At 75.0% G+C, this 21,741-nt stretch carries 17 protein-coding genes; 5 read left to right on the top strand and 12 right to left on the bottom strand.

Going from position 1 to position 21,741, the window contains the following annotated elements; translation table 11 throughout:
* Positions 1–43 precede the first annotated feature (43 nt).
* Positions 44–670: a TetR/AcrR family transcriptional regulator gene (locus AC067J_RS04845; RefSeq protein ID WP_478296548.1), complete on the bottom strand. Its 627-nt coding sequence runs from the start codon at positions 668–670 to the stop codon at positions 44–46.
* 287 nt (positions 671–957) lie between these two features.
* Between AC067J_RS04845 and AC067J_RS04840 the strand changes: the two genes are divergently transcribed.
* Positions 958–2,583: an MDR family MFS transporter gene (locus AC067J_RS04840; protein ID WP_478296547.1), complete on the top strand. Its 1,626-nt coding sequence runs from the start codon at positions 958–960 to the stop codon at positions 2,581–2,583.
* A 157-nt stretch (positions 2,584–2,740) separates the two neighbouring features.
* Here AC067J_RS04840 and AC067J_RS04835 read toward each other — a convergent pair whose 3' ends face one another.
* Positions 2,741–3,721, bottom strand: a complete 981-nt coding sequence (locus tag AC067J_RS04835) for an HhH-GPD family protein (RefSeq protein ID WP_478296546.1) — start codon at positions 3,719–3,721, stop codon at positions 2,741–2,743.
* Between the two features lie 182 nt (positions 3,722–3,903).
* Here AC067J_RS04835 and AC067J_RS04830 point away from each other — a divergent pair, with 182 nt between their 5' ends.
* Entirely contained in the window at positions 3,904–4,869 is a 966-nt protein-coding gene (locus AC067J_RS04830) for a hypothetical protein (RefSeq protein WP_478296545.1), read from the top strand.
* Between the two features lie 78 nt (positions 4,870–4,947).
* Here AC067J_RS04830 and disA read toward each other — a convergent pair whose 3' ends face one another.
* Both disA and radA read right to left on the bottom strand, forming a co-directional pair.
* Entirely contained in the window at positions 4,948–6,054 is a 1,107-nt protein-coding gene (gene disA, locus AC067J_RS04825; protein ID WP_051769323.1) for a DNA integrity scanning diadenylate cyclase DisA, read from the bottom strand.
* 140 nt (positions 6,055–6,194) lie between these two features.
* Positions 6,195–7,694, bottom strand: coding sequence for a DNA repair protein RadA (radA, locus tag AC067J_RS04820; protein ID WP_478296544.1), 1,500 nt, complete (start codon positions 7,692–7,694; stop codon positions 6,195–6,197).
* Positions 7,695–7,955: 261 nt separating this feature from the next.
* Here radA and AC067J_RS04815 point away from each other — a divergent pair, with 261 nt between their 5' ends.
* A complete protein-coding gene (locus AC067J_RS04815; RefSeq protein WP_478296543.1) occupies positions 7,956–10,088 on the top strand; it encodes a BACON domain-containing protein in 2,133 nt (710 codons plus the stop codon).
* Between the two features lie 104 nt (positions 10,089–10,192).
* On the opposite strand, the gene AC067J_RS04810 is transcribed toward AC067J_RS04815, so the two are convergent.
* The 3 genes from AC067J_RS04810 to AC067J_RS04800 all read right to left on the bottom strand — a co-directional run bounded on the left by AC067J_RS04810 (position 10,193) and on the right by AC067J_RS04800 (position 13,691).
* Complete coding sequence (locus AC067J_RS04810) at positions 10,193–10,864, bottom strand: GAP family protein (protein WP_478296542.1); 672 nt, start codon at positions 10,862–10,864, stop codon at positions 10,193–10,195.
* A 32-nt stretch (positions 10,865–10,896) separates the two neighbouring features.
* Positions 10,897–12,231 carry a DUF1254 domain-containing protein gene (locus tag AC067J_RS04805; RefSeq protein ID WP_478296541.1) on the bottom strand — a complete coding sequence of 445 codons (1,335 nt, stop codon included), beginning with the start codon at positions 12,229–12,231 and terminating at the stop codon, positions 10,897–10,899.
* A 134-nt stretch (positions 12,232–12,365) separates the two neighbouring features.
* A complete protein-coding gene (locus tag AC067J_RS04800; protein ID WP_478296540.1) occupies positions 12,366–13,691 on the bottom strand; it encodes a DUF1254 domain-containing protein in 1,326 nt (441 codons plus the stop codon).
* A gap of 248 nt (positions 13,692–13,939) precedes the next feature.
* Between AC067J_RS04800 and AC067J_RS04795 the strand changes: the two genes are divergently transcribed.
* Entirely contained in the window at positions 13,940–14,983 is a 1,044-nt protein-coding gene (locus AC067J_RS04795; protein ID WP_478296539.1) for an NAD-dependent epimerase/dehydratase family protein, read from the top strand.
* A gap of 162 nt (positions 14,984–15,145) precedes the next feature.
* Here AC067J_RS04795 and AC067J_RS04790 read toward each other — a convergent pair whose 3' ends face one another.
* Together AC067J_RS04790 and AC067J_RS04785 are read right to left on the bottom strand one after the other, a co-directional pair.
* Complete coding sequence (locus AC067J_RS04790) at positions 15,146–16,195, bottom strand: family 2 encapsulin nanocompartment cargo protein polyprenyl transferase (RefSeq protein ID WP_478296538.1); 1,050 nt, start codon at positions 16,193–16,195, stop codon at positions 15,146–15,148.
* A 194-nt stretch (positions 16,196–16,389) separates the two neighbouring features.
* The gene (locus AC067J_RS04785; protein WP_478296537.1) at positions 16,390–17,817 is read right to left on the bottom strand and encodes a family 2B encapsulin nanocompartment shell protein; all 1,428 of its coding nucleotides are present in this window, start codon (positions 17,815–17,817) and stop codon (positions 16,390–16,392) included.
* Positions 17,818–18,161: 344 nt separating this feature from the next.
* On the opposite strand from AC067J_RS04785, the gene AC067J_RS04780 reads away from it, so the two are divergent.
* The gene (locus AC067J_RS04780; RefSeq protein WP_478296536.1) at positions 18,162–19,256 is read left to right on the top strand and encodes an ATP-grasp domain-containing protein; all 1,095 of its coding nucleotides are present in this window, start codon (positions 18,162–18,164) and stop codon (positions 19,254–19,256) included.
* A 40-nt stretch (positions 19,257–19,296) separates the two neighbouring features.
* Here the strand turns inward: AC067J_RS04780 and AC067J_RS04775 are convergent, their stop codons facing one another.
* From AC067J_RS04775 to AC067J_RS04765, 3 genes are all read right to left on the bottom strand, one after another.
* A complete protein-coding gene (locus tag AC067J_RS04775) occupies positions 19,297–19,824 on the bottom strand; it encodes a methylated-DNA--[protein]-cysteine S-methyltransferase (RefSeq protein ID WP_478296535.1) in 528 nt (175 codons plus the stop codon).
* 155 nt (positions 19,825–19,979) lie between these two features.
* Entirely contained in the window at positions 19,980–20,213 is a 234-nt protein-coding gene (locus AC067J_RS04770) for a hypothetical protein (protein WP_327678269.1), read from the bottom strand.
* 185 nt (positions 20,214–20,398) lie between these two features.
* Complete coding sequence (locus AC067J_RS04765; protein ID WP_478296534.1) at positions 20,399–21,709, bottom strand: MFS transporter; 1,311 nt, start codon at positions 21,707–21,709, stop codon at positions 20,399–20,401.
* Positions 21,710–21,741 lie beyond the last annotated feature (32 nt).

Raw genomic sequence — 21,741 nt, 5'->3', positions numbered from 1 at the left:
CCGACGTACCCGGGCCCGGCTCCGGCACCGCCCCGACGGTCGCTCAGTCCTGCGGCGCGGGGTGGCCGATCGTCCGGCCGATCTCCAGCGCGACGTGCTGCGCGGCCGCCATCGCCTCCTCCGGGGTGGCCTCCCCCACGGCGATCACGCTGCCGGCCCCGGAGGCCCCGGGCCGCCTGTCCTGGTGGAGCAGGAAGAGCGCCGAGTTGATGGTGAACAGCGACATCGCCGCGCGCAGGCGGTCCTCGAAGCTCGCCTCCGGGCCGTGCACCAGCCGGATCAGCGCGATCATCCGCCCCCGGAACTCCTGCCCGGCCGACAGGTCGCGCAGCGCGGGCTGGTTCTCCTGGAAGAAGCGGAGCAGCGGCGCCCGCTCGGACATCCCGGCCGCGAACCGGCGGATCAGCTCGTCCCGCACCTCGGGCGACCACTGCCGCTCCCGGCCCCAGGCGATCAGCTCGTCGATCGGCGCGGCCGTGGTCGCCACGATGCCGTGGACGATGTCCTCCTTGGTCTTGAAGTGGTAGTAGAGGGCCGCCTTGGTGACGCCGAGCCGGTCGGCGATCTCCCGCAGTGAGGTGCGCTCGTAGCCGTGCTCGGAGAAGAGCTCCAGGGCGACCGCGACGATGCGCGCCCGGGTGTCGCTACGGGGGCTGTGCGTCGTGCCCATGGCCTGCCTCTGACTGCGTCGTTGTCCGGTGCTGACGACCCACGGCCGCCGCGGCACTGCCTGCGGCCGCCGCGCACGGCACCCCGCTGCGGCTCATTCTCCCTGTCCGGGGAGCTCGCCGAAAAACTGGCTTGACGACCGGCTAGTACACAACCTACCGTGCCGACGATCCGTAAACTAGCCGGGCGTCAAGTAAGTGGACGTCGAAGAGCCGGGCCGGTCGTCCGACACGCCGGGCTCCCTGCCAGTCACGCCCAGCCCCACCCAGTCCGGGAGACCGCACCCCCATGTCACACCCCAAGGCCGCCACCCCGGCACCGGAACAGAAACCGGCCGAGGACGAACAGCCCCGTTCCCCCCGCGAGATCCGCCTGGTCATGATCGGCCTCGTGGTCACCATGCTGCTAGCCATGCTCGACGGCCTGATCGTCGGCACCGCGATGCCGACCATCGTCGGCGAGCTCGGCGGCGCCGAGCACCTCTCCTGGGTCGTCACCTCGTACACCCTGGCCACCGCCGCCTCCACCCCGATCTGGGGCAAGCTCGGCGACCTGTACGGCCGCAAGGGCACCTTCCTCACCTCGATCGTGATCTTCCTGGCGGGCTCGGCGCTCTCCGGCCTGTCCCAGGACATGACCGAGCTGATCGGCTTCCGCGCCCTCCAGGGCCTCGGCGCCGGCGGCCTGATGGTCGGCGTGATGTCGATCATGGGCGCGCTCGTCCCGCCCCGCGACCGGGGCAAGTACCAGGGCATGTTCGCCGCGGTGATGGCACTCGCCACCATCGGCGGCCCGCTGGTCGGCGGCTTCATCACCGACCACCTGAACTGGCGCTGGACCTTCTACATCAACCTGCCGCTCGGCGCCGTCGCGCTCGCCGTCGTCGTCGTCACGCTGAAGCTGCCGAAGGTCCGCAGCAAGGCCCGGATCGACTACCTCGGCGCCGTGCTGCTCACCACCGGCATCACCGCACTGACCCTGATCACCACCTGGGGCGGGCAGGAGTACGCCTGGGGCTCGAAGCAGATCCTCGGCCTGACCGCGCTCGCCGCCGCCACGCTGATCGGCTTCTGCTACGCCGAGCAGCGGGTCGAGGAGCCGATGCTGCCGCTCTCGCTGTTCCGGAACCTGAACTTCACCCTGGTCTCGGTGATCGGCTTCGTGGTCGGCTTCGTGATGTTCGGCTCGACCGTCTTCCTGCCGCTCTACCAGCAGACCGTCCAGGGCGCCTCGGCCACCAACTCCGGACTGCTGCTGATGCCGATGATGTTCGGCATGCTGGTGGTCTCCCTGGTGGTCGGCCAGGCGGTCACCAAGACCGGCAAGTACCGGATCTACCCGATCATCGGCACGATCGTGATGACCGTCGGCATGGTGCTGCTCTCCACCCTCTCCACCGACACCTCGGGCTTCGCCTCCGCCTGCTGGATGGTGGTGCTCGGTGCCGGCATGGGCTTCCTGATGCAGATCACCATGCTGGTCGCGCAGAACAGCGTCGAGCTCAAGGACATGGGTGTGGCCAGCTCCACCGCCACACTGTTCCGCACCATCGGCGGCTCGTTCGGTGTCGCGCTGTTCGGCGCGCTGTTCAACAACCGGGTCACCGAGACCATGACGGAGCGGCTCGGCTCGGCGGCCGGGGCCGGCGGTGCGCAGGGCGACCCGTCGCAGCTGAGCCCGGCCGCGCTCCGGGCGCTGCCGGAGCCGGTCCAGGACGCCTACCACCACGCGGTGGCCAACGGCATGCACACCGTCTTCCTGTGGGGAGCGGGCGTCGCAGTGATCGCGGTCGCCGCCTCGCTCTTCATGCGCGAGGTCCCGCTGCGCGGCGCCGGCGGGCCGCCGGCCGGGGACGAGGCGGGTGCGGGCTCCGGGAAGGGCGCCCAGCCCAACGCCGAGGCCGTCGCGATCTGACGCTCCCCCGGTCGCCGGAGGCCCCCCGCTCGGCGGAGCGGGGGGCCTCCGGCCTGTCCGGACCGTCCGGGCCCGCCGCGTGCCGTCGGAGCTTCGGGGCCGGCGGGGACGGGTCGGCGGGGCTGTGCCGGCCGGCGGGGCTGTGCCTGCCGGCGGGCTATCGGGGCAGCCGGTAGACGCCCTGCTCGACCGGCTCGACCAGTCCGTCGGCGACCAGCCCGTCCAGGGCGCGGGCCCGCTGCACCGCGTCCGGCCAGACGGCGTCCAGCCGGGCCTGCGGCACCGTGTCGTGCGCGTCCCGCAGCACCGCGAGCAGCTTGCCGCGCACCTGCCGGTCGGTCCCCTCGTACGACTGGCCGCGCCGGGCCGGGCCCTCGTACGGCGGGCGGCCGGCCCGCTGCCAGGCGCAGGCGGTGAACAGCGGGCAGTCGCCGCACTCCGGGCTGCGGGCGGTGCAGACCAGCGCGCCCAGCTCCATCACGCCGACCGCCCAGGTCGCGGCCGTGCCGGCGGCCTCGGGCAGCAGGGCGGTCGCGGTCCGCCGCTCGGCCGCGGTGGTGGCCTGCGCCGGGTACTCCACGCCGGTCACCGCGCGGGCGAACACCCGGCGGACGTTGGTGTCCAGCACCACGTGCCGCTGGCGGAAGGCGAACGAGGCCACCGCCGCCGCCGTGTACTCGCCGACGCCGGGCAGCGAGAGCAGGGTCGCGTGGTCGTCCGGGACCTCACCGCCGTGCTCCGCGGTGATCGCCACCGCGGCCGCGTGCAGGCGCAGGGCGCGGCGCGGGTAGCCGAGCCGGCCCCAGAGCCGGACGGCCTCGCCGGGTGCCTCGGCGGCCAGGTCCGCCGGGGTCGGCCAGCGCTCCAGCCAGGTCTCCCAGACGGGCAGCACGCGCTTCACCGGGGTCTGCTGGAGCATGAACTCGCTGACCATCACCGCCCAGGGCGAGGCGTCCGGGGTCCGCCAGGGGAGGTCGCGGGCGTTGGCCTCGTACCAGTCGAGGACGGTCGTGTGCAGCACGGGCAGCGGCAGGCCGAGCTTCGGCGCTCCGGCGGCGGCCGGGTCCGCGGAGGCGGGGGCGGTCGCGGGGGTGAGGACGCGGACGGGGACGGCGGGGGTGACGGTGTTGGCAGCCATGGCCCTTCGATCCTCCCACGCCCGGGACGGCAGCCGAAGCGGATCACGGGATTCCGGATCGGGCCGCAAAACCCCCCATTCAGCCTCCCCCGAACGGCGCAAATGGCGGATCATGTGAAGGAAGGGGTGACTGTGCGGTGTTGGTGCGTCAGGGGGCACACACTGTCTCGTAGAGTTTGGGCGTGCCCTCTCTGCGTCAACCCGTAGGACCGCTGCCGGCTTCGATCTACTGGCGTCGGCGCGTCGTCGTGCTCGTCGCCGTCGTCGCGGTCGCCGCCCTCGTGCTCTGGCTGATGACCGATCAGGGCGGTGGTGACGACGGCCCGGCGGACAAGGCCGCGCAGGCCGTGCCGACCCAGTCCCAGAGCCCCGCCCAGGCGATCACGCCGGGCGCCTCACCGAGCGGCCCGGCGAACAACTCGCGCCCCGGCAGCGGCGGGAGCGGCGGCACCGCCACGGGCGGCGCGACCGGCGGCGGAGCAGTGGGCGGCGGAGGCGGCGGCGACGTCAGCCTCAGCACCGGCGGCACCAACGGCGGCACCACCCCGGCACCCGCCACCGGCGGCACGGCCGCGGGCGGCGCGGCGGGCGGCGGCGCGGCCGGAGGAGCCGGCGGCAGCGGCGGAACGACCGGCGGCGGCACCGGCGGCGGAGCAGCGGGCGGCACGGGCGGTGGCAGCGGCGGCAACGGCGGCAACGGCGGCACCCCGGTGGTGAACACGCCCGAGGTGATGGCGCTGCCGGTCTGTGCCACCTCGCAGGTGACGCTCGGCCTGGCCAGCGCCCAGAACGCCTACCAGCCCAAGGACAAGCCGCGGCTGACGCTCACCATCAACAACTCCTCGGGCACCAACTGCCGGATCGACGTCGGCCGGACGGCCTCGGCGATCACCGTCACCGCCAGCAACGGCGAGCGCATCTGGTCCTCCGGCGACTGCCCCACCGACCGGGGCGGCAACTGGGTCCAGCTCCCGGCCGGCAACGGCCTGACCGAGACCTTCACCTGGGACCGCGGCCGCAGCAAGCCGCAGTGCGCCACCGCCGACCCGGCACCCGCGCCGGCCGGCAACTACCTGGTGGTCGCCGAGCTCACCGGTCTCTCCGGCGGCCAGGCCTCGGCCCGCTCCTCCATCCGCCTGGAGAGCTGACCGGCGCCCACCCGCCCCGACGACGACACGAAGGAGCCCCGGCCGCGCGCGGCCGGGGCTCCGGTGCGACCGGACCGGTCAGACGTAGCGCTCCAGGATGGACGATTCGGCAAGCCGGGACAGGCCCTCGCGGACCGAGCGGGCCCTCGTCTCGCCGACGCCCTCGACCGTCTGCAGATCGTCGATGCTGGCGGCCAGCAGCTTCTGCAGCCCGCCGAAGTGCTCCACCAGCCGCTCTATCACCGTGTTGGGCAGCCGCGGGATCTTGGCCAGCAGCCGGTAGCCGCGCGGCGAGACCGCCGAGTCCAGCGACTCCGGGGTGCCCGAGTAGCCGAGCGCCTTGGCGACCGTCTGCAGGTCCAGCAGCTCGGCGTGGGTCAGCGCCTCCAGGTCGGCCAGCACCTCGGTGACCGTCCGGCCCTTCTTGGCGGCGCGCTCCGGGAAGTAGTCCCGGGCGACCAGCTCGCGCTCCGGCTCCACGCCCGCGATCAGCTCGTCCAGCTGGAGCGAGAGGAGGCGGCCGTCGATGCCGAGCTCCAGGACGTAGCCCGCGATCTCGGTGGCGATCAGCCGGACCATCTCCAGCCGCTGGGCGACGGCGGTGACGTCCCGGACCGTCACCAGGTCCTCGATCTCCAGCGCGGAGAGCGTGCCGGCCACCTCGTCCAGGCGCAGCTTGTAGCGCTCCAGGGTGGCGAGCGCCTGGTTGGCGCGGGAGAGGACGGTGGTCGAGTCCTCCAGCACCCGACGGGTGCCGTTGACGTACATGGCGATCAGCCGCATCGAGTGCGAGACCGCGACCACCGGGAAGCCGGTCTGCCGGTTGACCCGCTCCGCGGTGCGGTGCCTGGTCCCGGTCTCGTCGGTCGGGATGGTGGAGTCCGGCATCAGGTGCACGCCGGCCCGGACGATCTTGGTGATGTCCTTGTCCAGCACCACCGCGCCGTCGAGCTTGCACAGCTCGCGCAGCCGGGTCGCGGTGAACTCGACGTCCAGCACGAAGCCGCCGGTACAGATCGGCTCGACGGTCTTGTCGAAGCCGAGCACGATCAGGCCACCGGTGTTGGCCCGCAGCACCCGTTCCAGGCCGTCGCGCAGCGCGGTGCCGGGGGCGATCGCGGTCAGGGAGGCCCGCAGCAGGGCCTCCTCGCGGGAGGACTTGTCCGCCCGGTCGCTGGCTGCCACGTGACTCCTCCGGTCGCCCCGTACCGCGCGCCTCGCGCGGTGCGCCGGCCCTGCGGTCTGTTGCTCTGTCGCTTAGTACTGCCTTGTCACCAATGAGACAGGGGAAAGTCTAACTGCGTGCGGCAACGACAGGGCTTGGGTCAGTGCAGTTCGTCGGAGTCGAGCGGTTCCCACCCCTCCATGACCTCCTCCGGGTAGGCCGTCACCCGGGCCGCGCGGGGGGCCGGCGGCGCCGACGGAGCCTCACCCTTCGGCTTGGCGGCGGCCCGGCGGCGGCCCGGGAGGGCCCGCAGCGCCTCGCCGATGTCCGCCACCTCGACGACCTTCATGCCCGGCGGGACCTTGCCCGGGTCCGGCGGGACCAGGGCGTGGGTGAAGCCCAGGCGGTGTGCCTCGGCCAGCCGGCGCTGCACGCCCGTCACCCGCCGGACCTCGCCGGCCAGACCGACCTCGCCGATCGCCACCAGGTTGCTGGGCAGCGGGGTGTCGGAGGAGGAGCTGGCCACCGCGAGGGCGATCGCGAGGTCGGCCGAGGGCTCGGAGAGCTTCACCCCGCCCACGGTGGCGGTGTAGATGTCCTGCTTGCCGAGCTTGACCCCGCCGTGCCGCTCCACCACGGCCAGGATCATCGCGATCCGGGGCGACTCCAGCCCGGAGGTCGTCCGGCGCGGCGAGGGGATCTGCGAGTCCACCATCAGCGCCTGCACCTCGGCGACCAGCGGGCGCTTGCCCTCCAGGGTGACGGTCAGGCACGTCCCCGGAACGGGCTTGTCACGCCTGGTCAGGAAGAGGCCGGACGGGTCGGCCAGGCCCTCGATCCCCTCGTCGTGCAGCTCGAAGCAGCCGACCTCGTCGGTGGCGCCGTACCGGTTCTTGATCCCGCGGATGATCCGCAGGCGGGCGTGCCGGTCCCCCTCGAAACTCAGCACCACGTCCACCAGGTGCTCCAGCAGGCGGGGGCCGGCGATCTGCCCGTCCTTGGTGACGTGGCCGACCAGCAGGGTGGACATCCCGCGGTCCTTGGAGGCCCGGATCAGCGCGCCGGCCACCTCGCGCACCTGGGCCGGCCCGCCGGGCGCGCCGTCCAGCTCGGCGGAGGCGATGGTCTGCACCGAGTCCAGGATCAGCAGACCGGGGTTGACCGCCTCGATGTGCCCGAGGACGGCGCCGAGGTCGGACTCGGCGGCCAGGTAGAGGTGCTCGGAGAGCGCGTTGATCCGGTCGGCACGGAGCCGGACCTGGCCGGCCGACTCCTCGCCGGTGACGTAGAGCGTGCGGTGCTGCGCGGAGGCCGCCTTGGCGGCGACGTCCAGCAGCAGGGTGGACTTGCCGACACCGGGCTCGCCGGCCAGCAGCACCACGGCGCCGGGGACCAGGCCGCCGCCGAGCACCCGGTCCAGCTCGGACACGCCGGTGGAGCGGGCCGTCGCCACCTGGCCGTCCACCTGGCCGATCGGGCGGGCGGGCGCGCTGACCGGCCCGGCGGCCGTCGTCCGGATCGGCACCGCACCGTACTCCTCGACCGTGCCCCAGGCGTTGCACTCCGGGCAGCGGCCCACCCACTTGGGCAGCTGGTTGCCGCACTCGGTGCAGCGGTACGCCGGGCGCGGCTTGGCGGTGGTCTTGGTACGGGCAGCCATGCGGTCACCGTAGCGCCTGGGTACGACAACGCGGGGCGCGGTCGGCGGGGCGGGCGGGGTGGTGGGTGGGCGCGCGGTCGGCGGGGCGGCGCAGGACGGCGGGTGGCGGGTGGCGGGTGGCGGTGGCGCGGCGGAGGGCGGCGGCCGGGTTCGAACCTGGCGGGGCCGCCGGTCCACGAATGGGCGATGTTGTTACCCGAAAGAAGTACAACCGGGCGAAATGGCCCGGGCAGAACGGGCGGCCTCTCTACCGTCGGACGGGTGACAACGAGTACGGAACGGCCGCGGGACACCGTCCTCGCGGCGTACGACCGGCAGGTGGACGGCCTCTTCACCTACTGCCTCTCGGTGCTGTGCGAGCACGAGGCGGCCGGTGCCGCCCTGCGCGAGGTGCGCGAGCTGGCGGTGCGGCACGGAGCGCGGCTCGCCGAGCCCGGCCTGGTCCGCGCCTGGCTGTACTCGCTGGCGCGGTACTGCTGCCTGCGGCGGCTGGCGGACGGGCCGGCGGCACCCGGGCCGGCCGGGGGCCGGGCGGCGGCCGACGCGGCGGGCGGCCCCGCGGGCGGCGGTCCGGGCCCGCGGGGTTCGGGCCCACAGGGTCCGGGACCACAGGCTTCGGGACCACAGGGTCCGGGACCACAGGGTCCGGGACCACAGGCTTCGGGACCCCGGGGTTCGGCGGCCGAGGACGAGGAGGCGGGGCGGCGGCGCCGCGAGCTGGCCTCGCTGGCCTGGCCCGAGGCGGCCGGCACCGACCCCGAGCAGCGCGAGGCCCTGGAGCTGTCGGTGCGCCACCGGCTGAGCCCCATCGAGGTCGCGGTCGTGCTCGGCCTGCCCTTCGACACCGTCCGGGCGCTGCTCGCCTCGGCCCGGGCCGAGGTCGACCGGACCAGGGCGGCCCTGCTGGTGCTCGGCGTGGGCAGCTGCCCCGAACTGGACCGGCTCGGCGGGGCCGGGGCGGAGAGCTGGCGGGACTGGGTGCTCGGCCCGGCGCTGCGCCGGGAGCTGGTGCGGCACGTGGTGGACTGTCCGACCTGCCGGGGGACGGCGGAGCGGGTGGCGGTCGAGGCGCCGGAGGGCGCCGCCGGGCTGTCGGGGCTCCCGGTGCTCACCGCGCCCGCGCCGGCGGGCGCCCCGGCTGGGCCCGTGGCCTTCCTGCCGCGCGCGGTCCGGGCACCGGCCGGGCGGCGGGCGGGCGGCCCGGCACCGGTGACCGAGCCGGGGCTCCGGTTCGACCAGGGTGGGTTCCCGCGCCACCGCGCGCCGGACACCGGCCGGGGGCCGACGGTGCGCCGACGGGTGGTGACCACGGGGGTGCTGGCCGCCGTGCTGGCCGCTCCGGTGGTCGCGCTCTGGGCCGGGCACCGCGGCGGTGACGGAGCCGGAGCGGCGGCGGCGGTCTCCTCGGTCCGGGTCGAGGAGGACGGCCGGACGGACGCGCGCCGGCCGGGCGACCCGTCGGCGGGGCGGCCGGGCGGAGCGGCGGGGGTCGGCGGAGCGGCGGGCGAGCCGGGAACGGCCGGGGCGGCCGTCCTGGCGGCTCCGGCGGTGGCCGGGATGGAGCTGGCGGGCGCCGGCCCGCTGAGTGCAGAAACGTTGCTGCCCGGGATCCAGGGCCCACTGATTCCGGTACCGGGCCACGGCGCGACCCCGCTCGGCAGCCCGACGCTGGTCGCCGCCCCGGCTCCCGCCGTCGGCCCCGCCACGGCCGCCGGACCCGCCCCGGACCGCGGCCCCGGACCGGACGGCAGACCCGGCTCGACGGCGGCACCGGCACCGACCGGTCTGCTCACGGTCGACGCGGGCGAGTACGGCAACCGGACGGTGCTCACCCTGACCAACGCCGGCAGCACCGAGATCCGCTGGCACGCCGACGTCGACGCCGCCTGGCTCCGGCTCAGCCGCGACGCCGGGACGCTCGCGCCGGGGCAGCGCATCACGGTGATCGTCAGCGTCGACGAGAGCCTCGCGCCGAGCACCCGCTGGACCGCCCGGATCGCGCTGCCGCCCTCGCAGGCCGTCGTCACCCTGGAGGGCGGGCCGCAGCACCGCGGCGGCACCACCCCGGCGCCCGCCGAACCCGGCGGCACGGACCCGACGGCCGGGCCGGGCACGGACCCGGGCCCCGGCGGCGGGCCGTCGCCCTCCGGAACGCCCACCGCTACGGCGTCCGGTACGCCCACCGGTACGCCGTCGGGCGGGCCCGGGAGCCCGGCACCCACGGCGACCGGGCCGGCCACGGCCGCACCGACCGCCACACCGACCGCCGCACCGACCGGAACCGCCGGCGCGACGCCGACGGGCGCGGGGTCGCCGTCCGCCCCCGCCTCGTCCGCGCCGTCCGGCCCGGCGGCTCCCGCGGACACGGCGTCCGGAAGCCCCTCGCCGCGCTGAACCCGCGGGGCGGCCCGGGCTCCCGGGGTGACGGCGGCACGGGGCCCGCCGTCACGGAGGCCCGCCGTCACGGGCGGGCGATGGCGCGCGGTGGCGCCACGGCGTCAGGAGGTGAGGCCCGAGACCGCGTCACCCACGTACTTGGCGCCGAGGACGAGCAGGACCACCATCATGACCGCCGCGTTGTGGGCGGCCATCCACGCCCTCCACTCCCCCAGCACCCGGGCCGCCCGCTCCCCGCCGAACAGGTACACCCCCAGCGGCACCAGCGTGCAGAGCGAGCCGATCAGCACCATCAGCGCGGCGGCCACCGCCTTGCCCGCGCCCGAGGCGGTGCTGGTCGCGATCGAGACGCCGCCGCCGACGGCCAGCACCAGGTTCTTCGGGTTGGCCGCCACCAGCACCACGGCGAGGCCGGCCGCCTTGCCGGGGGTGAACCGGTCCACCGCCTGCATCCAGGCCGGCGGCCCGTGCACATGGCCCTCGCGCGGCCGGTCCCGCCACTGCCCGAGCGCCAGCAGCAGGAACAGCACGCCCAGCGCCAGCTTGAGCCACCAGGCCCAGGACGGCTTCTCCGAGTCGGCGGAGAGCCCCGACCCGGCCAGCACCACCACGGTGACCACCGCCGACAGCGTCACCACCCAGCCGACGGCGAACGCCGTCCCGTTGCTCCGGCCCCTGGGCGTGGCCAGCATCAGGATCACCGCGATCAGCGGCATCGGGCTGATCGCGATGCCCACGGCGGAGGCCAGCATCTGACCGACGGCGTCGCCCATCCCCGCCTCCCTCGTCCCCGCTGCCCCGGGCCCTACCGCCGGCGGATCGCCGGCACCCGGTAGGTGCCGTCCAGCGCGGCCTGCTGCGGCTGGTAGAGCCGGATCACCGGCCGGAACCCGCCCTCGGGCGTGGGCAGCCAGTTCGCCGCCTCGTCCGGGTCGGCGGGCCGGTCGTGCCGGAGGTGGAGGGTCAGCGAGCCGTCCGGGCCGTGCACCAGGCCCGGGGTGCGGTCGCCGACCGAGTAGCGGTCGGCCGGGTTGGCGACCAGGTGGTACTCGGGCAGGCCGTACATGGTGACGGACCAGAAGGCGTCGGCGGGCGGCGGCTGGTCGAACCGCAGCGTGTAGTCGTGGGCGCCGGTGAGCGGGCGGCCGTCGGCGTCGTCGTACGTCATCGCGTACAGCGACTCGTAGGCGTGGTTGCCCCAGAGGCCGGCCCGGGCGGCGGCGGCGCGGCTGAGGTAGGCGGCACGGCGGTCGGGGATGCGCCACTCGGGGTCGTCCAGGGTGCCCGGGCCGAGGAAGTCGACGTTGTAGTCGAACAGGTGCAGGGCCGCACGCCACTCCCCGGCCGGGTGGTCCTCGGGCGGGCGGGTCGCGTCCTCGACCCGTTCCCGGCCGGCGGCCAGGCCCTTGGCCAGGGCGAGCGTCCAGTCGGGGGCGGCGGCCCGGTACGGCGAGAGGCCCTGGTCGAGCAGGCCGAGCGGCGCGAACCGCTGCTGGTAGACGCGGTCGGCCCCGGCGGGCGGGAAGGCGGCCGCCCAGACCCGGAGCCGTTCGAAGAAGGCCAGCCGCTCGGGCACCTCCGGGTCCGGCTCGGGCAGCCCGGCGGAGAGGCCGCCCGGCTCCAGCGGTTCGAGCGTGAGCCCGTCCTGGAGGGCCCGGACCCGGGGGAGGTCGTCCGGGCCGGTGCAGGCGAACCTGCCGACGACGGTGGCCACCGTGGTCGGCGCGACGATCACCCGGTCCGGGTCGGTCGGCGTGCCGTGCCAGTCGGGCGGGACGACCAGCCAGGTCTGGGCCGCGGTGCCGGTGGCGCGGCGGCCGACGTAGGCGAAGTTGTCGGTCCACGCGTCGACGAACTGCAGCACGAAGTACGCCCCGGCGGTGTCCGGGACGCGCAGGACCTGCGGGCCCTCGGAAAGGTCGAGCTGGGCGACCGAGTAGACGGTGTCGTTGTTGACGGAGACGAAGTCGTCGTCCGGACCGGCCAGCCGGGTGGCGTGGCCGAAGCGGTTGTACGGGGTCGCCGGCAGGACGCCCGTGCCGCCCTGGACGAACCGCTCGACCATGGTGAGGCCGGCGACGAGCGGGTAGCCGTAGACGTAGGCGTCGGCGGCCAGGGCCTCCAACTCTGGCTGGGTCATGGGGGGTGTCTCCTCGGGGCCCGGGGCTGTGGCCCGGCAGGTCGGGGCGTCGGGGCGTCAGGGCGTCGGCGTCGGACGGTCGGGACGGGCGGGACGGGCGGGACGGCGGCGGACGGGACGGCGGCGGGCGGGCGTCACCGCGGTGTGAGCGGGGGCGGCGTCCAGCGGCCGTCGAACACGGAGTCGTCCGGGCCGTAGAGGCGGATGACCACGGTGAACGGACCGTCCGGCGCGGGCAGCCAGTTCGCGGAGTGCTGGGCGTCGGCCGGCCGCTTGTGCTGGACGTAGAGGGTGAGGCCGCCGTCCGGGTCGGTGACCAGGCCGGGGGTGCGGTCGCCGATCGAGTAGCGGTCCAGGGTGTTGTCGACCAGCAAGCGGTCCGGGAGCCCGTAGACGGTGGCGGACCAGAAGAACCGCGCGGGCGGCAGCCGTCCGGGTTCGAAGCGCAGGACGTAGTCGCGGTCGCTGGCGTCGGGCGGCCGGTTGCCCTCGCTGTCGGCGGGCCAGCCGCTGTACCAGGCCTCCTCGGCGGGCAGCCCGTACAGGCCCTTCAGCGCGCCGAGGGCCTGCTCCAGGTAGGCGGTGCCGATCTGCTCCCGGGTGCCGAACAGTCCGGTGGAGGTGGCGGTCCGCTCGGCGGCGCGGGCCAGTTCGGCCTTGCCGTCGGCGATTCCGCGCTCGATCTCGGCCCGGACCCCGATCGGCAGGGCCGCCGGTTCGAACTCGCCCCGGCCGTCGATGCCGAGGTCGGCCAGCCGGCCGCGCAGGTCCGCCTCGGCGGGTGGCGCGGGGAAGAAGCCGAGCAGGAAGTCCAGGAAGCCGAAGTACTCGATGGTGTCCAGCACTTCCTCGCGCCAAACCGGCCAGACCGGGTGCGGGGCGGGCACGGGCGCGGCCGTGCCGGCGTACTCGTGCAGCGGGCGGAGCCGGTACTGCTGCTGGATCCGCTCCACCTCCCCGACGGCCTCGGCGGACGTCCCGGCGAGGTAGGTGCGGCCGAGGATTCCGATCAGCCGGGTGGCGGTGCGGATCACGCCCTTGATCCCGGCGGGGATCTCGCCCTGCCAGCCGGGGCCGGCCACCAGGTAGTCGCCGGCCTCCTGACCGGTGGTCCGGGAGCCGATGAACCCGGCGAACACGGTGTCGAGTTCGTGCAGCGGGAGGACGTAGTAGCGGTCCACGGCGGGGACGGAGACCACCCACGGCTCGGTGCGTAGGTCGAGCCAGGCCCAGGAGTAGGGCGTGTCGTTGTTGGGCGTGACGACGTCGGTGTCGGCCGGGGTGAACGGGCGCGGGTGGTGACGGAAGACGCCGAACCCGCCGACGTACCTCGGGTCCGCGTCGTCCACCGCCTGCACGTACATGGTGCGGTAGTTCTGCAGGATCGGATAGCCGCGGACCCATGCCTCGGCGGCGGTCGCGCGGATGGTGGCCGGGTCCACGAGTGCCGGGTTGACCATGGTGCCGCTCTCCCCTGTCCGTTCTCCGGTGCCGGAGCATGGCGAACTGATTAGGACATTTCGGTACAGAGCGCATGCTATGTGGCCCCCCGGCGATCAGCATCTCGGCCGCGGGCCGTACGGAGGGTGGCGCGGGAGGCCCTACGGGGCGGGCCGTACGGGGGCCGCGGGCGACCCGGTACGCCCCGGTCTCCGCCCAGCGCGAACGGGCGTGTGCCGACCGGGGGACCCGGGACAGTCTTGCCGGTATGAAGATCCTCTTGCTCGGCGGCTCCTCCTTCCTCGGGCGGGCGTTCGCCTCCGAAGCGCTCGCACGCGGCCACGAGGTCACCACCTTCAACCGCGGCCGTTCCGGCACCGACCTGCCCGGTGTCGAGGCCGTCCGGGGCGACCGCGACTCGGTCGACGACCTGGAGCGGCTGGCCGGGGGCCGGCACTGGGACGCCGTCGTCGACACCTCCGCCCAGCAGCCCGCCCAGACCGCCCTCTCCGCCCGGCTGCTGCGCGAGCACGCCGCCCACTACACCCTGATCTCCTCCGTCCACGCCTTCGCCGACTGGCCGGCCCGGGTGATCGACGAGACCTCGGCCCTGCACCCGTGCCCGGCCGACACCCCTCCCGGCCAGGAGTTCAGCGCCGCGCTCAAGGCCGGCTGCGAGCGCGCGGTACTGGAGGGGTTCGGGCCCGAACGCACCACGGTCCTCAACAGCGGACTGCTGATCGGTCCGCACGAGATCGGCGGCCGGCTGCCCTGGTGGCTGGAACGGATGGCCCGGGGCGGGCGGGTACTGGCACCGGGAGACCCGAAGCGGACGATGCAGGTGATCGACGTCCGGGACTTCGCGGTGTTCGGCGTCGACCTGCTGACGGCCGGCACGGCGGGCCGCTACATCACCACGGCGCCGCCCGGGCGGCTGACCTACGAGGAGTTCCTGACGGGCTGCATCGGGGCGGTGGGGCCGGACGGCACCGGCGCACCCGCCGAGCTGGTGTGGGTCGGGGACGCGCCGCTGCTGGCGGAGGGGCCGGACAGCGTCCAGCCGTGGAGCGAACTCCCGCTCTGGGCCCCCGATCTGCCCGCCATGGCCGGGACCTGGCTCGCCGACACCGCCCGGGCGGAGGCCGCCGGGCTGCGCTGCCGACCGTTCACCGAGACCGCCCGGGACACCTGGGCCTGGCTGCAGGAGCGCGGCCCGGCCACCGACACCGGGGCCGACGGCCGCAAGCGCGGGCGGATCGTGCACGGGATCGAGCCGGCCAAGGAGCAACGGCTGCTGGCCACCCTGTCCTGAGCGGCTCGCGGCGCGAGCGTCCGGAGCGGACGGCGGCACGCCGCCCCGCACCGGGGTCCGGCCCGGGGCCCGCACCGGGGGTCCGACCGCGGGGGTCCGACCGCGGGCGCGACCGTGGAGGAGAGCGGGGACGGCCCTCCTCCACGGCCGCGCCCGCGGGCCTCAGCGGCTGCGGCGGGTGACCAGCTCCGCCAGGGCCAGCAACTCGTCGGCGGCCGACGGCTCGGGCACCGCGACGGCCAGCTGCGCCAACGCCGCGGCCATCCGCTCGCAGGACTCGCCCTGCGCCCACGCGCGGCCGCCGGCGCCCTCGACGGCGGCCGCGCAGCTCGCCAGCTCCTCCGCGGTCAGCGCCCGCTCCAGCCCGTACAGCTCGGCCAGCCGGGCGCCGTCGGGAGTCCCGGAGCCCAGCGCCGCCACCACCGGCAGCGACTTCTTCCGGGCGACCAGGTCCGCGCCGACCGGCTTGCCGGTGACGGACGGGTCGCCCCAGATGCCGATCAGGTCGTCGATCAGCTGGAAGGCCAGGCCGATCTCCCGGCCGAAGCCGTCCATCGCCTGGGCGGCGGCCTCCGAGCCGCCCGCGTACCGCGCCCCCATCGCGCAGGCGGCGCCGAGCAGCGCACCGGTCTTGGCCTCGGCCATCGCCAGGCATTCGGTCAGTGAGACGTCACTGCGCTGCTCGAAGGCGCAGTCGATCTGCTGGCCCTCGCAGAGCTCCACCACGCAGTCGGCCAGCCGGCGGACGGCGTCGGTCGCGGCCGGGTGGCCGTCCTCGGCGAGCAGGCGCAGTGCCAGCGAGTGCATGGCGTCGCCGGCGAGGATCGCCTCGGTGGTGCCGAACACCCGCCAGGCCGTGGGGCGGTGCCGCCTGGTCTCGTCCCGGTCGATGATGTCGTCGTGCAGCAGCGTGAAGTTGTGCACCAGCTCGACGGCGGCCGCCGCCGCGGCGGCCGAGGCGGGGACGCCGCCGAGGGCCTGGGTGGCGGCCAGCACCAGGGCCGGCCGGATGGCCTTCCCGGAGGGGGAGGCGGACGGCGAGCCGTCCGCCTCCCACCAGCCGAAGTGGTAGCCGGCCACCCGGCGCATGGTGCCGGGCAGCGAGTCGACGGCGGCGCGCAGGACCGGGTCGACCAGGCCGCGGGCGCGGGCGAGGACGTCCTCGGCCTCGTGCCCCTCCCGATGGTCGCGCTCCAGCGTGAACATTCCCATGAGTCCTCCCCCTTGGTGGTGCGACGGGCCCGCGGCGGTGCGCCGGGCCCGCGGTGTGCGCGCCGGCCCGGTGCGGCGCCGTACGGCGGGCAGGCCGCGCGGTGGCCGGTGCAGCGGTGGCCGGTGCAGCGGTGGGCGCCGCCCGGCCGGGTGCGGGTGCCCCGGCCGGGCGGCGCTGATTCCGACCGGCCCGGTCAGCCCTGGTGGTGCGAGAGGTCGACGTTCTCCAGGACGCCGACCGCGTCCGGCACCAGGATGGCGGCGGAGTAGTAGGCGCTCACGAGATAGGAAATGATGGCCTTCTCGCTGATGCCCATGAATCGGACCGAGAGGCCCGGCTCGTATTCATCGGGAATTCCGGTCTGGTGCAGACCGATGACACCCTGGTTGTCCTCGCCGGTACGCATCGCGAGGATCGAGCTGGTGTTCCCGTCGACGATCGGGATCTTGTTGCACGGGAAGACCGGCACGCCGCGCCAGCCGAACACCTGCCGGCCCTGGACCTCGACGGTGTCCGGGTAGAGGCCGCGCCGGTTGCACTCGCGGCCGAAGGCGGCGATGGCCCTCGGGTGGGCGAGGAACAGCTTGGTGCCGCGGCGGCGGCTCAGCAGCTCGTCCATGTCGTCGGGGGTGGGCGGGCCGGAGTGGGTCTGGATCCGCTGGCCGTGGTCGGCGTTGTTGAGCAGCCCGAACTCCGGGTTGTTGACCAGCTCGTGCTCCTGGCGCTCGCGCAGGGCCTCGACGGTCAGCCGGAGCTGGTGCTCGGTCTGGTTCATCGGCTGGTTGTAGAGGTCGGCGACCCGGGTGTGCACCTTGAGCACGGTCTGTGCGACGCTCAGCTCGTACTCGCGCGGCTTGAGCTCGTAGTCCACGAAGGCGCCGGGGAGCTCGTACTCGCCGTGGTGGCCGGCGGAGAGGCCGATGGCCGCCTCGCCGTGCTTGTTCTGCGGCTGCTGGAAGCCGGCCAGGTACTCCATGACCTGCAGCTGGAGCGCCTCGGAGCGGTCCGCGAGCTCCTGGAAGGCGGGCCAGGACAGCGCGAGGAGGGTGCCGGCGGTCGCCGCCCGCACCGTGTACGTCCAGGTGCCGTCCTCCTGCTGGAGCACCTCGTCGCCGAGGTGGTCGCCGTCGGCCAGGGTGCCGACCACCGCCTCCTCGCCGTATTTGCCGGTTCCGATCCGGTTGAGCTTGCCGTACGCGATGATGAACACCTCGTCGATCGGCGCACCCGCCGCGACCAGGACCTCACCGGCGGAGAACTCGCGTTGGACGAAGCGCCCGGCCAGCTCCTCCAGAACGGCGTCGTCCTCGAAACCGCGCAGCACCGGCACCTCGCGCAGCGTCGGCGGGACGATCCGCACGGTGCTGCCCGTCCGGTCGAGGCCCACCCGGCCGCGGCCGGCGGTGTGGCGGAGGCGCCGGTTCACCCGGTACGTGCCGCCCGAGACCTCGACCCACGGCAGCGTCCTGAGCAGCCAGCGCGGGCTGATGCCCTGCATCTGCGGTGCGGACTTGGTGGTCGTCGCGAGATTCCGCGCCGCCACCGTGGCCAGGCTCTGCTGCTCCCCGGCCCGCGGTGCGCCGCCCGGTGCAGGAATACCGGTGTTGGTTTCGGTCGACATTAGGGAGCCCTTCGCATACCCGTACCCGATGAGGTGTCACTTCGCATCCCTCATGGTGGGCCCATTCGGAGGGCATCCGCAATCACTCTTTCGAGTGGTCGGAATGGCCGAAAAAATAGGACGACTAGAATGTCTGATCGATATTTATTCGAGCAAATGATCCACCGCACTGCGGAACGGGATGCTCCGGTTCGCCTCCCCGGCCCGCGCACGCCGGACCCACCCCGCGTTCACGCCCGCGCAAGGGGCCGCTAAGGTGCCACTTCAAAGGGCCACGGGGCCAGTTGACGAGCGCGGCCGCACCGGATGCCCTCCCCTCGTTCACCCCTGCCCTGGGAGGCCTGATGAGCGCCCCCGTCACTGTCTGGCTCAACCGCACGTACGCCGAGAACGTGTTCTTCATCGAACAGCTGCGCGCCGCCCCGCGCCCGGTCCGGATCCACGCCACCCACCTCGACCCCGACTCGCCGGTCCTCGCCGCCGCCGACCACGCCGACCTGGAACCCGCCGACCTCACCCCGGACGCCTACGTCGCCTTCGCCCTCGACTACTGCGCCCGCCACTCCGTCGACGTCTTCGTCCCCCGCCTGCACCAGCTCGCGATATCCCTGCACCGCAAGGAGTTCGAGGCGGTCGGGACCGCCCTCGCCTGCCCGCCCGCCGCCGCGATAGCGGCCTTCGAGAGCAAGGCCGACGGCTACGCGGCGATCACCGCCGCCGGCCTCCCCACCCCTCCCTGGTGGCTGGTCCGCACCGCCGAGGAACTGGTGGCCGCCGTCGACCGGATCGAGTCGGCCGGCCTCACCGCCTGCCTCAAACCCGCCTCCGGCGCCGGCGGCGAGGGCTTCCGGCTGCTCACCCGCGAGCCGTTCGGCCTGCACCGGCTGGCCGGCTGGGACAGCCGGGTGCAGGTCGACCAGGTGGCCGCCGCACTGGCCGACGCCGCACGCGAGACCCCCGACGAGCCGGCCGACCTGCTGGTCATGCCGTACCTGGACGGCCCCGAGATATCGGTGGACTGCCTCGCCGACCTGGACGGCACCCTGCTCGCGGCCGTGGGCCGCAGCAAGCACCGGCGCCGCCGCAGCTTCACCACCGCCCCCCGGTACGTCGAACCCGCCCGCCGGCTGGTCGAGGCGACCGGGATGGCGTTCCTCTCCAACGTGCAGTTCCGCCACCTGCACGGCGAGCCCGTGGTCATCGACGTCAACACCCGGCCCTCCGGCGGCCTGCACCAACTGCGCCTGTGCGGCCTCAACCTGCCCTGGAACGCGGTGCAGCTGGCACTGGGCGAACGCCCGGACACCGAGTGGACCGTGGATCCGGCGGGCATCGAGTACACCCTGGTCTCCGGCATCCAGCCGGTGCTGCCGCGGCAGTCGCCGTTCGCCCCGCCGCCGGCCCTGGCCGGGCACCCCGAGGCCCAGTTGGTGCACTGACCTCCCGCCGGCGCCGCCCCGGACCGGGCCGCTCACCTCCTCAGAGCGGCCCGTTCCAGTCCAGCGTCGGCTCCAGCACGCCCTCCAGGGTGAGCAGCCAGCGCTTCACGTCGATCCCGACCCGGCCGCCGCCGAAGCCGCCGATCCCGTCCGCCGCCACCACCCGGTGGCAGGGCACCAGCAGCGCGACCGGATTGGCGGCCATCATCTGCCCGACCGTCCGGGCCGCCAGCCCGGGCTCCTCGACGTCGCCGAACACACCGCTGCGGGCCGCCAGTTCGCCGTACGTGATGGTCCGCCCGTAGGGCACGTCGCCGAACAGCGTCTGGAGCACCACCCGGTGCGGACCGGTGCTCAGGCTCCAGTCGATCGGCAGGCCCAGCTCCCGGCGCCGGCCCGCCAGGTACTCGCCGACCCGGCCGGTGACCGCCGCGATCTTCGACTCGTCGGTGCACCTCGGCAGTTCACCGGAGCGGCCCAGGTACCCGACCGCCGCGACCCCCTGCGGCGTCACCGCCACGTGCAGCGGGCCGCTCGGCAACGGCGTCTCCACGGTCAGCCACGACATCGACGCCGCCCCGTACCGCTCCACCACGTCCGAACCCCCGCCCCGCCCAGCCGGACCGGCCGCCGGCCACCCCGTCGCCCGGAGGACGCGCGCGGACCACCCGCCCCGCGCGCCATCGTACGGCGGGCCGGGCGTGCGGTCCGGTGCGTCCGCCGTTACAGCCGCCCCTTCAACTCCGCGGCGAGCGCCCGCGACCAGTGCGACAGCTCCGCCCGGTCGGGCGCCCGGCCCTCGCACAGGACGCCGACCTGCGCGTCGTTGATCCGGTTCGGCCCCGGGATCTCCAGCAGGTACGCGAGCTCCTCCAGCACCGTGGCGAGCCGCTTGGCGTCCGCGTGTTCCAGGACGACGGCCGCCTCGTGGTGGCCGATGGTGAGAGAACCGGGCATGGCCTACCTCCTCCGTTCGCCCCCGCACTCCCTCCACCGTACGACCGCGCGGCCCGGCCTGCCCCCCGTCCCCGCCCGGCCCGGGCGGGGGTACGCTCCGCAGCCGTCCGGCCGCGGTCCGCCGCCCCACCCCTGCTCCGTCCCCGCCCCTGCCCCGTCCCCGCTCCCGCTCCCCGGCGCCGACCTCAGCGGACGGCCGCCGCGGGCTCCGCCCCGGGCAGCGGCTCCGCGGGCGCCTCCCAGCGCCGGCAGCGCACCTCCCGCACCGCCAGCACCGCCACCCCGGCCAGCAGCTGCCACCCGGCGCCGAACAGCAGCACGGCCGACACCCCGACCCGGTCCGCCACCGGACCGGCCGCGGCCAGGCCGAGCGGCCCGAGCACGAAGGCGCCCAGCCCGCCGAACGCGGTCACCCGCGCCAGCACCTCGGCCGGCACCCAGCTCTGCATGGTCGACTCGAAGAGCGCGCCGCAGACCGCCGAGCCGGCCCCGGCCGCCAGCGCCGCCGCGACCGTCCAGCCCAACGGCGCACCGGCCGCGAGCGCCGCCGAGGGCAGCGCCCAGCCGAAGGTCGCCACCGTGGCAACCGCGAGCGGCCGGCCCGGGCGGCGCCCGAGCATCAGCAGGCCGCCGAGCACGGCGCCGACCCCGTACACGCCCATCACCAGGCCCCAGGCCCGGGCCCCGCCCAGCTCGCGCTGCGCGGTCAGCGGGCCCAGCACCAGGAACGGCGCCCAGACCAGCAGGTTGAAGAGCCCCATCTGCACGGTGGTGATCCAGAGCCACCGCCGGGAGCGGAACTCCGCCCAGCCCTCCCGGAGATCGGCGAGCACCGAGTCGTCGCCACCGCCGGCGCCCGCCCCAGCCGGCACGGCCACCCTGACCCGCGCCAGTGCCAGCGCGCCGACCCCGTACGTCAGCGCGTCGATCAGCAGCACCGCCCCCGGCCCGTACCCCGCGGTGATCACCCCGGCGAGCGCCGGGCCGGCCACCGTCGACACCGACCGGGCCAGCCCCAGCAGGGTGTTGGCGTCCGGCAGCTGCTCCTTCCGGCGCACCAGGGCGGGCACCAGCGCGCCCAGCGCCGGCATGAACACCCCCTCGCCGATCCCCCAGACGGCGACCAGTGCGGCCATCGCCCAGACCGGCGCGTGCCCGGTCGCCAGCGCCGCCGCGAACCCGCCCTGCACCGCGCAGCGCAGCACGTCCGACACCAGCATCACCCGGCGGCTGCCCAGCCGGTCGGCGACCACCCCGCCGAGCAGCATCACCAGCACGATCGGGAGGATCCGGGCAGCCATCACCCAGCCCAGCTCCGTCCCGCCGCCCCCGCCGTCGAGCACCGCGAAGGCCACCGCGACCGGCGCCATCGAGGAGCCGACCAGCGAGGTCGCGTAGCCGACGAAGAACCATCCGAAATCGCGTTCCCCCAGCACGGCCAGACGGCTGTCCAGCCGTCGACGGCGGGCCGGTTCCCGTTCCGTTTCCCCTGTCACGGGCGGCAAGTCTGCCCGTGCACGAAGGCCTC

The organism is Kitasatospora sp. NPDC042419 (genome assembly GCF_056437345.1).
This window is presented reverse-complemented; position numbering and strand designations above follow the sequence as displayed.

Coding starts and splice junctions, on each gene's coding strand:
- AC067J_RS04845 (WP_478296548.1), bottom strand. CDS start 670: ATGGGCACGACGCACAGCCCCCGTAGCGACACCCGGGCGCGCATCGTC.
- AC067J_RS04840 (WP_478296547.1), top strand. CDS start 958: ATGTCACACCCCAAGGCCGCCACCCCGGCACCGGAACAGAAACCGGCC.
- AC067J_RS04835 (WP_478296546.1), bottom strand. CDS start 3,721: ATGGCTGCCAACACCGTCACCCCCGCCGTCCCCGTCCGCGTCCTCACC.
- radA (WP_478296544.1), bottom strand. CDS start 7,694: ATGGCTGCCCGTACCAAGACCACCGCCAAGCCGCGCCCGGCGTACCGC.
- AC067J_RS04810 (WP_478296542.1), bottom strand. CDS start 10,864: ATGGGCGACGCCGTCGGTCAGATGCTGGCCTCCGCCGTGGGCATCGCG.
- AC067J_RS04805 (WP_478296541.1), bottom strand. CDS start 12,231: ATGACCCAGCCAGAGTTGGAGGCCCTGGCCGCCGACGCCTACGTCTAC.
- AC067J_RS04800 (WP_478296540.1), bottom strand. CDS start 13,691: ATGGTCAACCCGGCACTCGTGGACCCGGCCACCATCCGCGCGACCGCC.
- AC067J_RS04795 (WP_478296539.1), top strand. CDS start 13,940: ATGAAGATCCTCTTGCTCGGCGGCTCCTCCTTCCTCGGGCGGGCGTTC.
- AC067J_RS04790 (WP_478296538.1), bottom strand. CDS start 16,195: ATGGGAATGTTCACGCTGGAGCGCGACCATCGGGAGGGGCACGAGGCC.
- AC067J_RS04785 (WP_478296537.1), bottom strand. CDS start 17,817: ATGTCGACCGAAACCAACACCGGTATTCCTGCACCGGGCGGCGCACCG.
- AC067J_RS04780 (WP_478296536.1), top strand. CDS start 18,162: ATGAGCGCCCCCGTCACTGTCTGGCTCAACCGCACGTACGCCGAGAAC.
- AC067J_RS04775 (WP_478296535.1), bottom strand. CDS start 19,824: ATGTCGTGGCTGACCGTGGAGACGCCGTTGCCGAGCGGCCCGCTGCAC.
- AC067J_RS04770 (WP_327678269.1), bottom strand. CDS start 20,213: ATGCCCGGTTCTCTCACCATCGGCCACCACGAGGCGGCCGTCGTCCTG.